The 13,240-nt window shown below is 65.6% G+C and carries 10 protein-coding genes and 1 pseudogene; 9 read left to right on the top strand and 2 right to left on the bottom strand.

Going from position 1 to position 13,240, the window contains the following annotated elements:
* Window positions 1-143: 143 nt before the first annotated feature.
* Window positions 144-1,096, bottom strand: a pseudogene (locus GGD61_RS32920) (LysR family transcriptional regulator).
* Between the two features lie 99 nt (window positions 1,097-1,195).
* Between GGD61_RS32920 and GGD61_RS32925 the strand changes: the two are divergent.
* From GGD61_RS32925 to recQ, 6 genes are all read left to right on the top strand, one after another.
* Window positions 1,196-2,377 carry an MFS transporter gene (locus tag GGD61_RS32925; RefSeq protein WP_092261354.1) on the top strand — a complete coding sequence of 394 codons (1,182 nt, stop codon included), beginning with the start codon at window positions 1,196-1,198 and terminating at the stop codon, window positions 2,375-2,377.
* Window positions 2,378-2,497: 120 nt separating this feature from the next.
* Window positions 2,498-4,060 (top strand): amidase family protein, encoded by a 1,563-nt coding sequence (locus GGD61_RS32930; RefSeq protein WP_092261353.1) that lies wholly within the window; start codon window positions 2,498-2,500, stop codon window positions 4,058-4,060.
* A 389-nt stretch (window positions 4,061-4,449) separates the two neighbouring features.
* Window positions 4,450-5,751 carry an O-acetylhomoserine aminocarboxypropyltransferase/cysteine synthase family protein gene (locus tag GGD61_RS32935; RefSeq protein ID WP_179740315.1) on the top strand — a complete coding sequence of 434 codons (1,302 nt, stop codon included), beginning with the start codon at window positions 4,450-4,452 and terminating at the stop codon, window positions 5,749-5,751.
* Window positions 5,752-5,763: 12 nt separating this feature from the next.
* Window positions 5,764-6,762, top strand: coding sequence for a homoserine O-succinyltransferase (locus GGD61_RS32940; protein WP_092261351.1), 999 nt, complete (start codon window positions 5,764-5,766; stop codon window positions 6,760-6,762).
* Window positions 6,763-6,864: 102 nt separating this feature from the next.
* Window positions 6,865-7,608 (top strand): polysaccharide deacetylase family protein, encoded by a 744-nt coding sequence (locus GGD61_RS32945; RefSeq protein ID WP_092261350.1) that lies wholly within the window; start codon window positions 6,865-6,867, stop codon window positions 7,606-7,608.
* A gap of 118 nt (window positions 7,609-7,726) precedes the next feature.
* On the top strand, window positions 7,727-9,592 hold the full coding sequence (recQ, locus tag GGD61_RS32950; RefSeq protein WP_092261349.1) for a DNA helicase RecQ: 1,866 nt from the start codon (window positions 7,727-7,729) through the stop codon (window positions 9,590-9,592).
* A 126-nt stretch (window positions 9,593-9,718) separates the two neighbouring features.
* On the opposite strand, the gene GGD61_RS32955 is transcribed toward recQ, so the two are convergent.
* Window positions 9,719-10,735 carry a 1-aminocyclopropane-1-carboxylate deaminase gene (locus GGD61_RS32955; RefSeq protein ID WP_092261348.1) on the bottom strand — a complete coding sequence of 339 codons (1,017 nt, stop codon included), beginning with the start codon at window positions 10,733-10,735 and terminating at the stop codon, window positions 9,719-9,721.
* A 159-nt stretch (window positions 10,736-10,894) separates the two neighbouring features.
* Here GGD61_RS32955 and GGD61_RS32960 point away from each other — a divergent pair, with 159 nt between their 5' ends.
* From GGD61_RS32960 to GGD61_RS32970, 3 genes are all read left to right on the top strand, one after another.
* A complete protein-coding gene (locus GGD61_RS32960) occupies window positions 10,895-11,359 on the top strand; it encodes an Lrp/AsnC family transcriptional regulator (protein WP_092261347.1) in 465 nt (154 codons plus the stop codon).
* A gap of 43 nt (window positions 11,360-11,402) precedes the next feature.
* Entirely contained in the window at window positions 11,403-12,566 is a 1,164-nt protein-coding gene (locus tag GGD61_RS32965) for a PLP-dependent cysteine synthase family protein (protein WP_092261346.1), read from the top strand.
* Window positions 12,567-12,674: 108 nt separating this feature from the next.
* Window positions 12,675-13,235 carry a carboxymuconolactone decarboxylase family protein gene (locus tag GGD61_RS32970; protein ID WP_092261345.1) on the top strand — a complete coding sequence of 187 codons (561 nt, stop codon included), beginning with the start codon at window positions 12,675-12,677 and terminating at the stop codon, window positions 13,233-13,235.
* Window positions 13,236-13,240: the final 5 nt, after the last annotated feature.

A 13,240-nucleotide genomic window follows, 5' to 3' on the forward strand; every position in this document is an offset into this window, starting at 1 on the left:
CCCTGACAAGTTCTGAAACAGTTGGGACTTTCGCGGTTTCGGCACCCTCGCGCAAGCGCCGGCGGCGTGTCCTCAATGGTCCAGCCACGCGAAACACGATCGCATCAGTCTGGATTGACTGACGCTCTCTCTGCCATCACGCCTCACCCCACCAATTTCCACCTCCCATCCGCCGCCCGCTTCAGCGCGGGATCGCTCACCCGCACGTGCTCGGCGAGAAAGTCGATGAACGCGCGGACGCGCGCGGGCAGGGGGGCGGTATGGCCGACATAGACGGCGTGGATGTCTTCGCGGTCGCCGGGATTGTAGCCTTGCAGCACCGGCACGAGCCTGCCGGATTCGATGTCGGCGCCGATATGGAAGAGGGCGAGGCGCGCGAGGCCGACGCCGCCGAGGCAGAGGCGTCGGGCGGCTTCGCCGTCGCTGGCGCGCGCGACCGGCGGCGGCACGGCTTCCTCGGTGCGATCGCCGCGCTTGAACGGCCAGCCGCCGCGGATGCGCGGAAAGGTCCAGCCGATGCCGCGGTGATCGGCGAGATCCGCCGGCGTCTGGGTGTGCCAAAGCGCGCCAGATAGTTGGGGGGGCCGACGACCACCATGCGGCTGCTGCCGAGCTTGCGGGCGATCAGGCGGGACGCTTTCAGAGGTCCTACCCGGATCGCAACGTCGGCGCGCTCCTGCATCAGGTCGATCGTCGTGTCCGTCAGCACGAGATCGAGCGTCACGTCGGGATGCTCTTTCAGAAAGCGCGGGATCAGCGGCATCAGATGCAGCATGCCGAACGGGATGTTGCTGTTCACGGTGAGGCGGCCGCGCGGCGCCGCGCCTGAGGCCGCCTCGCGTTCGGCTTCCTCCATCTCTGCGAGGATTCGCACGGCGCGCTGGTAGAACGCCTGGCCTTCCTCGGTCAGGGTCAGCTTGCGCGTGGTGCGGTTGACGAGCCGCGAGCCGAGCCGGGCCTCCAGCCGCGACATCAGCTTGCTCACGCCCGACGGCGTCAGGCGCAGCTTTCGCGCGGCCTGGGTGAACCCGCCGAGATCGACGACGCGGACGAAGACCTCCATCTCGGCGGAACGGTTGGTGTCGAAGCGGGCCATGTTGAATTCACGTCACAAATGATTGGATTGCGGACATTCTAATGATTTTGCGCGGGCACGGCTATCTGCGTGGCTCGTAATCATCCATCGGAGCTACGCATGCCTCCCGCCGTTCTCGCGCTCACCGCCGGTGCCTTCGGCATTGGCACCACTGAATTCATCATCATGGGCCTCTTGCTGCAGGTCGCGGCCGACATGCATGTCACGGTACCGGTCGCGGGCCTGCTCATCTCCGGTTATGCGCTCGGCGTGTTCGTCGGTGCGCCCGTCCTGACGCTGGCGACGCGGCGGATGCCGCGCAAAACCGTGCTGCTCGCGCTGATGGCGATCTTCACGCTCGGCAATGCGGCCTGTGCGCTGGCGCCGAATTACGAATTGCTGATGACGGCGCGCGTGCTGACCTCGCTCGCCCACGGCACTTTCTTCGGCGTCGGGTCGGTGGTGGCGACGAGCCTCGTCGCCGAGGACAAGCGGGCCTCCGCGATTTCCACCATGTTCATCGGTCTCACCGTCGCGACGCTGCTGGGCGTGCCCTTCGGTGCCTGGTTCGGCCTGATGCTCGGCTGGCGCGCGGCGTTCTGGGCCGTGACGGTCATCGGCGTGATCGCCTTTGCCGTGGTCGCAGCCCTCGTGCCCGGCCATGTCGGCAACGGCGACAAGCGGGTCTCGCTTGCCGAGGAAGTATCGGTGCTCGGCCGCCCGCAAGTGTTGCTCGGCCTTGCCATGACCGTGTTCGGCTTTGCCGGCCTGTTCGTCGTCTTCACCTACATCCAGCCGATCCTGACGCGCTTCACCGGGTTTTCGGAAGCAGCGGTCTCGCCGATCCTGCTGGTGTTCGGCGTCGGGCTCGCGATCGGCAACGTTGCCGGCGGTAAGCTCGCCGACCGTGGCCTCGCCGGCGCGTTGATCGGAACGCTCGCCGCGCTCGCCATCGTGTTGCTTGGCCTCGCCGCCGTGCTGTCGGTCAAGATCCCGGCGATCGTGCTGATCCTGCTGCTGGGCATCGCGGCCTTTGCGACTGTCGCCCCGCTCCAGCTTCGCGTGCTGGAAGCGGCCGGTCCCAGCGGCCGCACGCTAGCCTCGAGCCTCAACATCGCCGCGTTCAATCTCGGTAACGCGCTCGGCGCCTGGGCCGGCGGCGTCACCATCGACCGCGGGCTCGGCCTCTCGGCGCTGCCTCTGGTCGCAGCCGGCATCACCGCTATCGGTCTGGTGCTGGCGCTGTGGAGCCTGCGGCTCGACCGCGCTCCGGCGGCCGTCGCGGCCTGCCCCGCGGAATAACGCAAGCGGCGCGACCGCGGACAATTCGCCGCGTCGCGCCGTTGGCCCATGCATAAAACGCACCTGTACACATCCTTTCGCCATCCGTAACTTCCTCGGCGCAATTTCAGGAGATGCGACGTGGCGAAGAAGACAGCCAAGAAGACTGCCAAGAAGAAGACTGCTTCGAAGAAACCGGCGAAAACCTTGAGCAAGACCAGCGCAAGCCGCAAGGCCGTCGTTGCGAAGAAGGCCGCGGGGCTCAAGCTGGCTTCATCGCGCCGCCCCAAGGGACCGGCCTGGCAATGGTCGGCGGTGGAGACCGCGGCTGCAATCCGCTCCGGCGCAATCTCCGCCGTCGAGACCGTCGAAGCGCATCTCGAACGGATGCGCGCCGTCAATCCGAAGCTGAACGCGGTCGTCGTCGATCTCTCGGAAGAGGCGTTGAAGGCTGCGCATGCCGCGGACAAGCAGCGCGCCAAGGGCGGCGAGCTCGGCCTTCTGCACGGCGTGCCGATCACCATCAAGGAAAACGTCGACTACGAGGGCCGGCCGAACTTCAACGGCGTGCCCGCCAATGAGGACCTGGTCGCGCCGTCGGATGCGCCCGTGGTGCGCAACCTGAAGAAGGCCGGTGCGATCGTCATCGGGCTCACCAACACGCCGGAATTCTCCTTTCGCGGTTTTACCGACAATCCCCTGCACGGGCTGACGCTCAATCCCTGGGATCCCGACATCACCTGCGGCGGGTCGTCGGGCGGTGCGGGTTCGGCGGTCGCCGCCGGCATTGGCACCATCGCCCATGGCAATGACATCGGCGGCTCGCTGCGCTGGCCCGCGCATTGCAATGGGGTCGCCACCATCAAGCCGACGCAAGGACGCATCCCCGCGTTCAACGCAAGCGCAACCGCCGAGCGGCCGATGCTGGCGCATCTGATGTCGGCGCAGGGGCCGCTCGCCCGCCATGTCGGCGACGTTCGCCTTGCGCTCGAGGTGATGAGCCGGCGCGATCCGCGCGATCCCTGGTGGGTGCCGGCGCCGCTGGTCGGCGAGAGGCCGAAGGGGCCGATCAAGGTGGCGCTGGCCAAGATCCCCGAGGACATGGAGGTCGATCCCTCCGTAGGCGCTGCGCTGCGCCAGGCCGCGGACCATCTCGAACGTTCCGGCTATCGCGTCAGCGAGGTCGAGGTGCCCGACATCAACGGCGTCTGGCAGACCTGGTGCGACATCATCACCAACGAGACCGTGGTGATGCAGGAGGCCGGCATGCTGAAGGTCACCTCCGAGGATTTCCACAAGGCGTGGGGCGGCATGAAGGCCAAGGCCAACGTGCTCGATCTCAATGCCTGGATGCAGGCGACCGCCGCGCGCAACGGCCACATTCGCGCCTGGCAATTGTTCTTCGAGGAGTATCCGGTCGTTCTGGCGCCGACCACGGTGAAGCCGACGCCGGGCCCGCGCGAGGATACCGTCAGCCCCGAGCGCGTGCGCGAGATCTTCTGGGGCGAGATCCGCTTCATCTCCGCGATCAACGTGCTGGGCCTGCCCGGCGCCGTGGTGCCGGTGGCCCTCCACGACGGCAAGCCGATCGGCGTGCAGCTCATTGCCGGGCGCTATCGCGAGGACCTCGCGCTCGACGCAGCGGCCGCGATCGAGAAGCGCGCCGGCGTGCTCGCGCATCGGCTGTGGGAGAGCATGGCCTAGTCCAAGCCGGTTATCGCCGCATTGACAGTCTCACCCTCTCCTCTTGTGGGAGAGGGTGGCTCGCCGCATAGCGGCGAGACGGGTGAGGGGTCTCTCTCCGCGAACTCTATGGAAATTACTTCGCGGAGAGAGACCCCTCATCCGGCACTTCGCGCCACCTTCACAAGGGGAGAAGGAAGGGACCTCGCGAGGCGCACCAAAGCAGCACTTCGTTAATCGGCTTTAACCCGGATTCCGGCCAATTCGCCGACAAGCATTAGGGTTACTTCCTCGATCTCTAGGCGAATTATTGTCCGCTTTACCACCCGCCTCTAACACGGGGGCGGCGGACAACGCACATGCCTCATACAGGCCAATAAGTGCGGCCCGCCCCACGCGGAGGTGGCACGATGCGCAACGAGACGATCGCTATTCACGCCGGCTACGAACCCGAAGCGACCACGCACGCGGTCGCAGTGCCGATCTATCAGACCGCGGCCTACGCTTTCGACAGCGCCGATCACGGCGCGGCGCTCTTCAATCTCGAGGCCGAGGGTTTTCGCTACAGCCGCATCGCCAACCCCACCAGCGCGGTGCTGGAGAAGCGCATCGCGCAGCTCGAAGGCGGCGTCGGTGCACTCGCGGTCGCGACCGGCCAGGCGGCGCTGCATTTCGCCTTCGTCAACGTCGCCGATCACGGCGGCAACATCGTTTCCATGCCGCAGCTTTACGGCACCACGCATACGCTGCTCTCACACATCCTGCCGCGGCAGGGCATCACCGGCCGCTTCGCCGAGAGCGACAAGCCGGAGGCGGTCGAGAAGCTGATCGACGAGAATACCCGCGCGGTGTTCGCCGAGACCATCGGCAATCCCGCCGGCAATGTCTGCGACATCGAGGCGCTGGCCAAGGTCGCGCATGCGCATGGCGTGCCGCTGATCGTCGACAACACCGTCGCAACCCCGATCCTGCTGAGGCCGTTCGACTACGGCGCCGACATCGCCGTGCACTCGTTGACCAAGTTCCTCGGCGGTCACGGCACCACGCTCGGCGGCGCGATCGTCGATTCCGGGAACTTCCCGTGGGCGAAATACGCCGACCGTTTCCCGGCCTACAACAAGCCGGATGCCTCCTATCACGGCCTCGTCTATGCCGAGCGCTTCGGTCGCACCGCCTATATCGAGCGGGCGCGCAGCGTCTATCAGCGCACCATGGGCTCGGTGCTGTCGCCGTTCAACGCCTTCCTGCTGCTGCAGGGCATCGAGACCGTGGCGCTGCGCATGGAGCGCCATGTCGAGAACGCGCGCAAGGTCGCCGAATTCCTCCGCCAGGATCCGCGCGTCGCCTGGGTCAATTACACCGGCTTTCCCGACAGCCCGTATTATCCGCTGGTGCAGAAATATCTCGATGGCAACGCCTCCTCGCTGTTCACCTTCGGCATCAAAGGCGGGATGGAGGCGGGCAAGTCCTTCTATGATGCGCTGAAGCTGATCACGCGCCTCGTCAATATCGGCGATGCCAAGTCGCTGGCCTGCCATCCGGCCTCGACCACCCATCGGCAGATGTCGGCAGAGCAGCAGCGCGTCGCCGGCGTGCTGCCGGAGACGATCCGTCTGTCGATCGGCATCGAGCATGTCTCTGACATCATCGAGGACATCGACCAGGCGCTGGACAAGGCCTGCCGGTCAGCGCGCCTCGAGGCCGCGGAGTAGGCGACGGCGCCAATGACGATCTTGATCGACAGGGATCAAGTCATCTCGAGCCCGGCGCTGGTGCCGGCCGAGCGCGATCTTGCGCGCGATCACGGCGGCGAGCTCACGATCGGGCTCGTCAACAACATGCCGGATCCGGCGCTGAAGGCGACCGAGCGTCAATTCTTGAAGCTGCTTCAGGCTGCGGCCGGTCCGCGCCGCATTCGCTTCCACTGCTTCTCGCTGCCCAGCGTGAAGCGCTCGCCGGAAGCGAAGTGGCATGTCGAGAGCGAATATTCAGACTTGTCCGATCTCAAGCGCCAGAAATTCGACGGGCTGATCGTGACGGGCGCCGAGCCGGTCGCGCCCGAACTCGACCAGGAGCCGTATTGGCGCGACCTCGCCGACCTCATTGACTGGGCCAAGGCCAACACGCGCTCGACGATCTGGTCGTGTCTTGCCGCGCATGCGGCGGTGCTGCATCTCGACGGCATCGAGCGGCGGCGCCTGCCAGCCAAATGTCACGGTATCTTCGATTGCGACGCCGTGACGAGCGATGCGCTGACGCGCGCCGCGCCGGCGCCTTTGAAGGTGTCGCATTCGCGCCTGAACGAGATCGCGGAGAGCGATCTAGTGCAGGCCGGTTATCAGGTGCTGACACGCTCGGCTGAGGCCGGCGTCGACGTTTTCGTGCGCCAATATGCCAGCCGGTTCGTGTTCTTCCAGGGGCATCCGGAATATGACGCGCTGTCGCTCCAGCGCGAATATCTGCGCGACATCGGTCGCTATCTTGCGCGGGAGCGCGAGAACTATCCGCGGCTGCCCGTGAGCTATTTTGACGCAGCGACGGAAGAGAAATTGGTCCGCTTCGAGAAGAAGGCGGCCCACCAGCGCCATCCGGCGCTCACCAACGAGTTACCCGGGCTGAGTTTGCGCGCCGACATCGGCGCCGGCAGCGCCGCCGAGGTGCTTTTTCGCAATTGGCTGCAATATCTCAGTATGAAAGCCGAAGCGCCGGTCCTTGCGCGTTAGCCGATATTGGTGCCGCGTTAGGATTACCCAAGCGTTAGGCTTGCCTCGACCAGCGCGCGAATGTTTCAGTACAGACATACGTCAATCACGGGAAACGCAGTCGTGTGGTCGGCACTCCAGGGACGCGTGAGCAATCGGCTGGCCCGGCATTTCCGCGCCGCGCCGCATCGGCTGCCCGCGCATGCGCCGATCGTGAGCTTCACCTTCGATGATGCCCCGGATAGCGCTGCAGGCGAAGGCGCCGCGCTCCTGGAAGAGCATGGCGGCCGCGGTACGTTCTATCTCGCCGGCAGCCTGATCGGCCAGCCGTCAGATCATTGGCACGGCCTGTCGGATGACGCGATCGTGCGGCTTCACCGCGCCGGTCACGAGATTGCCTGCCACACCTTCTCGCACCAGAGCTCGGCCAAGCTCGACGAGGCCGCGATGGCTCGCGAGATCGAGCGGAACCGCACTTATTTTCGTAGTATCGATTCCTCGATCAATCTGGAGAACTTCGCCTATCCCTATGGGATTGCCTCTGTCTGGCGCAAGCCGCAGCTCGCCAGGGCGTTCCGTTCGGCGCGCGGCATCCTTCCCGGCGTCAACAGCGACGTCATCGATCTCCAGTTCCTGCGTGCGTCGCCTTTGGTCGATTGCGAGATCGACACGGCAGGCGTCGATCGCTATTTCGACGAGGCGGTCGCGAGCGGTGGATGGCTGATCTTCTACGGCCATGACGTCGCGGACGCGCCGAGCCCCTATGGCTGCACCCCGGGCCTGATGCGCCACGCGCTGGAGGCGGCCGGACAGCGCAACATGCCGATCGTGACGGTCGCGGAAGCGCTGCGCAGGATCGGGGCGTAGCTTTTTTTCACCTCTCCCCGCTTGCGGGGAGAGGTCGGTAGAAGATGGGCTTGCCACGCCCGCGCCGCCATGCGACTGGCCTTGTGACGAATCTCACGGCCTTGGTTCCAGCCCTCTCATGTCAGCCCCTTCCACCGCTCCGCGACCTGCGCCGGCCAACGGCCGTGACGCGCTGTCGGTGCTGCATTCGGTATTCGGCCTGCCGGGTTTTCGTGGCGCGCAGGGCGAGATCATCCGGCACGTCACCGACGGCGGCAATTGCCTGGTGCTGATGCCGACCGGCGGCGGCAAGTCGCTGTGCTATCAGCTGCCGTCGCTGCTGCGCGAAGGCTGCGGCATCGTGGTGTCGCCGTTGATCGCCTTGATGCGCGACCAGGTCGCGGGCCTGATCGAGGCCGGCGTCAACGCCGCTGCGTTGAACTCGTCGCTGAGCTTCCAGGAAGCCTCCGACATCGAGCGGCGCCTGCTCGCGGGCGATCTCGATCTGCTCTATGTTGCGCCGGAACGCCTGGTGACGCCGCGCTGCCTCTCGCTGCTGGCGCAGGCCAAGGTGGCGCTGTTCGCGATCGACGAGGCGCATTGCGTCTCGCAATGGGGCCATGACTTCCGCCCCGAATATGTCGGCCTCTCCATCATCGCCGAGCGCTTCCCGGACGTGCCGCGCATCGCGCTGACCGCGACCGCCGACGAGTTGACGCGCAAGGAGATCGTGGCGCGGCTTCAGCTAACGGACTCGCCGCAATTCGTCTCCAGCTTCGACCGGCCCAACATCCGCTACGAGATCGTCGACAAGCGCAGTGCGGTGTCGCAGCTGAAGGAGTTCATCCGGGAGCGCCATGCCGGCGACGCCGGCGTGGTCTATTGCCTGTCCCGCAACCGTGTCGAGGAGGTCGCCGCCGCGCTCGACGAGGCCGGCATTGCCGCGCTGCCCTATCACGCCGGGCTCGACAGCAGCGTGCGCTCGCGCAACCAGGACCGCTTCCTCAACGAGGACGGCATCGTCATCGTCGCGACCGTCGCGTTCGGCATGGGCATCGACAAGCCCGATGTACGCTTCGTCGCCCATCTCGACCTGCCCAAGAGCATCGAGGCCTATTACCAGGAGACCGGCCGCGCCGGCCGCGACGGCAAACCGTCGGCGGCCTGGATGGCCTACGGGCTCTCCGACATCGTGCAGCAGCGCCGCATGATCGACGAATCCAGCGCCTCCGACGAATTCAAGCGAGTCTCGATCGGCAAGCTTGATGCGCTGGTCGGCCTTGCCGAAACGCCGCACTGCCGGCGCCGGCGGCTGCTCGCCTATTTCGGCGAGATCGTGATGGGCGAGAGCTGCGGCAATTGCGACAACTGCCTGACGCCGCCGAAGATGCGCGACGGCAAGGTGCTGGCGCAGAAGCTGTTGTCCTGCGTCTATCGCACCGGGCAACGTTTCGGCGCGATGCACCTGATCGACGTGCTGGTGGGGCGCCTGACCGAGAAGGTGACGCAGTTCGGCCATGACAAATTGTCCGTGTTCGGCATCGGGCGCGAGCTCAACGAAAAGCAGTGGCGCACCGTGCTGCGGCAGCTGGTGGCGATGGGCCATTTGCAGAGCGACAGCGAAGCCTTTGGCGCGCTGAAGCTGACCGAGACCGCGCGCGGCGTGCTGCGCGGTGAGACCGAAGTGTGGCTGCGCGAGGAAGCGCCCGGCACCCGCATTCGCGCAAGCCGCGGCAAATCCCGCCGCGGCGACCTTGCGCCTGCGACCGGCGCGCCGGAAGGCGATGTCGATCCCGAGCTGCGCGCGCGGCTGCGCTCATGGCGCTCGGAGGTCGCGCGCGAGCGCGGCGTGCCGGCCTATGTGGTGCTGCACGATGCCACCATCGACGGCATCGTCCGGGCCTGGCCGACGACACTCGACGAGCTCCGCAACGTGCCCGGCATCGGCGACAAGAAGCTCGAGCATTACGGCGACGAGCTGCTGCAGATCGTCAGGACAAGGTAGGAATAGATGACGTAGCCCGGATGGAGCGTAGCGCAATCCGGGGCAGTCTTTCCGCATTCGCGAGTCCCGGATTACGCTGCGCTCCATCCGGGCTACGAAGATAGCGGGCGAGAGCTATGTCCTCACTCACCCGTTCCGGAACGCATACGCGTACCCGTTCAGCGCCGGCGCGCCGCCGAGATGGGCGTACAGAATCTTCGCGCCCTTCTCGAAATAGCCCTTCTGCGCGAGGTCGATCAGGCCCTGCATCGACTTGCCCTCGTAAACGGGGTCGGTGATCATGCCTTCGAGACGCGCGGTCAGGCGGATCGCGTCCTTGGTCTCTTCCGACGGCACGCCGTAGGCGGGGTAGGCGTAGTCCTCGATCAGCACGACGTCGTCAGCGACGAGCTCCTTGCCGAGCTCGACGAGTTTTGCCGTGTTCTGCGCGATCTCGAGCACCTGCGCCTTGGTCTGCGCGGGCGTGAAGGACGCATCGATGCCGATCACCTTGCGGGCGCGGCCATCGGCCGCGAAGCCGACCAGCATGCCGGCATGGGTGGAGCCAGTCACCGTGCAGACGACGATGTAGTCGAACGTGAAGCCGAGCTCTTTCTCCTGCTTGCGCACCTCTTCGGCGAAGCCGACATAGCCAAGGCCGCCGAACTTGTGCACGGAGGCGCCGGCCGGAATCGCGTAAGGCTTGCCGCCCGCTGCTTTCACTTCCTCGATCGCCTGTTCCCAGCTCTTGCGGATGCCGATGTCGAAGCCGTCGTCGACCAGGCGCACGTCGGCGCCCATGATGCGCGAGAGCATGATGTTGCCGACGCGGTCATAGACGGCGTCCTCGTGCGGCACCCAGGCTTCCTGCACCAGGCGGCACTTCATGCCGATCTTGGCGGCGACGGCGGCGATCATGCGGGTGTGGTTCGACTGCACGCCGCCGATCGAGACCAGCGTGTCGGCGTTGGAGGCGATCGCATCGGGGATGATGTATTCGAGCTTGCGCAGCTTGTTGCCACCATAGGCGAGGCCGGAATTGCAGTCCTCGCGCTTGGCATAGACCTCGACATTGCCGCCGAGATGTTTGGACAGCCGCTCCAGCTTCTCGATGGGCGTCGGGCCGAAGGTCAAAGGATAGCGCGGAAATTTGTCCAGCTTCATGGGTCATCCCGATTGGCGTTGGCGTCGGGCAGCTCCCTAGCATCGCGCCGGAAAAATGTGCTCTCGAATATTGCGCCAATATTGCGCAAATTCTTGCGGAAGCGGCGGCAATAGCTAATAATCCTTCCAGAATTCCGCCTATTTATGAAAGCTTCTCTCATGACAGCGCGGCTCGACCGCACCGACCTTAAGATATTGAGATTACTGCAGAATAACGGTCGGCTCAGCAACGCGGAGCTGGCGGAAACCGTCGCGATCAGCCCTGCCACATGCCATCGCCGCACCCAGCGCCTGTTCGAGGACGGCTTCATTGCCACGGTGCGCGCCATGGTCGCGCCGAAGAAGGTGGCGAAGGGCACCCTGGTGATGGTCGGCGTCGTGCTCGACCGCTCGACGCCGGAGAGCTTTGCCATCTTCGAGCAGGCGATCGCCAGGCTGAAATTCGTGCTCGACTGCCACCTCGTCGCCGGCGACTTCGACTACTTCCTCAAAATCCGCGTCGGCGACATGGAGGATTTCAACCGCATCCACGGCGAGCAGCTGATCGCGCTGCCCGGCGTGCGCCAGACCCGCACCTTCTTCGTGATGAAGGAAGTGGTCGACAACGCGCCGCTGGAATTTTGAGCGCGCCCTTGATGCGCAATGCGTGTCGTGAGAGATTCGCTCGATGCAGACATTTCCCTTCCGCCAGCACAATCCGGCCGGGCCGGCCTATCGGCGCGGCTGGGTCGATGAGGCCGTAGCCGCGATCGAGGCCGACCAGTGCCGCACCGCCGACACGCATCTGATCCGGCTGATCGTGCCGGCGCTATCGGGCATCGACATCTATCTCAAGGATGAATCCACCCATCCGACCGGCAGCCTGAAGCACCGGCTGGCGCGCTCGCTGTTCCTCTACGCGCTCTGCAATGGCCACATCCGCGAAGGCACGCCGGTCGTCGAGGCGTCGTCGGGATCGACCGCGGTCTCGGAGGCCTATTTCGCGCAGATGATCGGCGTGCCTTTCTACGCCGTGATGCCGCGCACGACCTCGGCCGAGAAGATCGCCGCGATCGAGCATTATGGCGGCAATTGCCATCTGATCGACGACGGCCGCGCGCTCTATGCGGAGGCCGCCGCGCTCGCCGCGCGCCTGAACGGCCACTACATGGACCAGTTTACCTTCGCCGAGCGTGCAACGGACTGGCGGGGCAACAACAACATTGCCGAATCGATCTTCACGCAATTGCAGGGCGAACCGCGTCCGCTGCCGGACTGGATCGTGATGGGCGCGGGCACCGGCGGCACCTCGGCTACCATCGGACGCTATCTGCGCTATCGCCAGTATCCGACGCGGCTGTGCGTCGCCGACGTCGAGCATTCCGCCTTTTTCGATTGCTTCCGCTCGCAGGACCGCTCCCGTATTTGCGACCGCCCGTCGCTGATCGAGGGCGTCGGCCGTCCGCGTTGCGAGCCCTCCTTCGTGCCGGGTGTGGTCGACCGCATGATGAAGATCCCGGATGCGGCCACGATTGCGGCGATGAACGTGCTGTCGCGCCGGCTGCGCCGCCCGGTGGGCGGGTCCACCGGCACCAATTTCCTGGCGCTGTGCCGGCTCGCTTCGGAGATGCGGCAGGCGAACGCGACAGGGTCGCTGGTGACGCTGATCTGCGATTCCGGCGAGCGCTATCGCCAGACCTATTACGAGCCCGAATGGCTGAAGATGCGCGGGCTCGATCCGGCGCCGTTCGAGGCCAGTTTGTCGTCGTTTCTCGAGACAGGTGAGCCGCTGACGCTCGCCGTCGACGATTTCGCAAATCCCCAGAGCGCACGAAGCCCCGAGGCGACATAGTCGAATTTGTCGGAACGCCCGCTCGGCGTGCGATGTCACGGCAACTTCACTTGCGTTGCGCGCACCTGCGGGCAAGCCTCACCCCTTCTCAACGAGGAGATCTCCGCCGTGCGTCTTCCCATTCTCGATCCCAAGGATCTGACCGACGAGCAGAAGCCGCTCTATGACGACATGCGAGCGGGCATCAAGGACCACTTCAAGGGTTTTGTGAACATGCGCGACGACGGCGCGCTGCTCGGGCCCTGGAATCCCTGGATCCGCGAGCCGCGCTTCGGCAAGCCGGTGTGGGAGCTGGTCAAGGCGATCGCGTCGAACCCGCTGCTGCCGGCACCGGTGCGCGAGGTCGCCATCCTCGTCACCGGCTCTCATTTCCGCTCCGGCTACGAGCTCTATGCCCATGTGCTGGTCGCCGAGCAACGCGGCCTGTCCGACGAAAAGCTCGCGACCATCGTCGCCGGCCAGCGGCCGGTCGATCTCACCAGGCAGGAGGCCGTCGCCTACGACGTGGCGTCTGCGCTGGTCGGTGGTGGCGTGCTGCCGGAATTGACTTGGCGCGCCGCGGTGAAGGAGTTCGGCGAGCACGGCGCGGCCGAGCTGTCCTATCTCGTCGGCGTCTATTGCATGGTCTCGGTCACGCTCAACACCTTCGACGTGCCGGTACCGGACTAAAAGCT

It is taken from the genome of Bradyrhizobium sp. SBR1B (assembly GCF_014198205.1).
Lineage (GTDB): Bacteria > Pseudomonadota > Alphaproteobacteria > Rhizobiales > Xanthobacteraceae > Bradyrhizobium.

What these genes read in the sequence shown, in the direction of transcription:
- GGD61_RS32925 (WP_092261354.1), top strand. Translation starts at nt 1,196, where the DNA reads ATGCCTCCCGCCGTTCTCGCGCTCACCGCCGGTGCCTTCGGCATTGGC.
- GGD61_RS32940 (WP_092261351.1), top strand. Translation starts at nt 5,764, where the DNA reads ATGACGATCTTGATCGACAGGGATCAAGTCATCTCGAGCCCGGCGCTG.
- GGD61_RS32960 (WP_092261347.1), top strand. Translation starts at nt 10,895, where the DNA reads ATGACAGCGCGGCTCGACCGCACCGACCTTAAGATATTGAGATTACTG.
- GGD61_RS32955 (WP_092261348.1), bottom strand. Translation starts at nt 10,735, where the DNA reads ATGAAGCTGGACAAATTTCCGCGCTATCCTTTGACCTTCGGCCCGACG.
- recQ (WP_092261349.1), top strand. Translation starts at nt 7,727, where the DNA reads ATGTCAGCCCCTTCCACCGCTCCGCGACCTGCGCCGGCCAACGGCCGT.
- GGD61_RS32935 (WP_179740315.1), top strand. Translation starts at nt 4,450, where the DNA reads ATGCGCAACGAGACGATCGCTATTCACGCCGGCTACGAACCCGAAGCG.
- GGD61_RS32965 (WP_092261346.1), top strand. Translation starts at nt 11,403, where the DNA reads ATGCAGACATTTCCCTTCCGCCAGCACAATCCGGCCGGGCCGGCCTAT.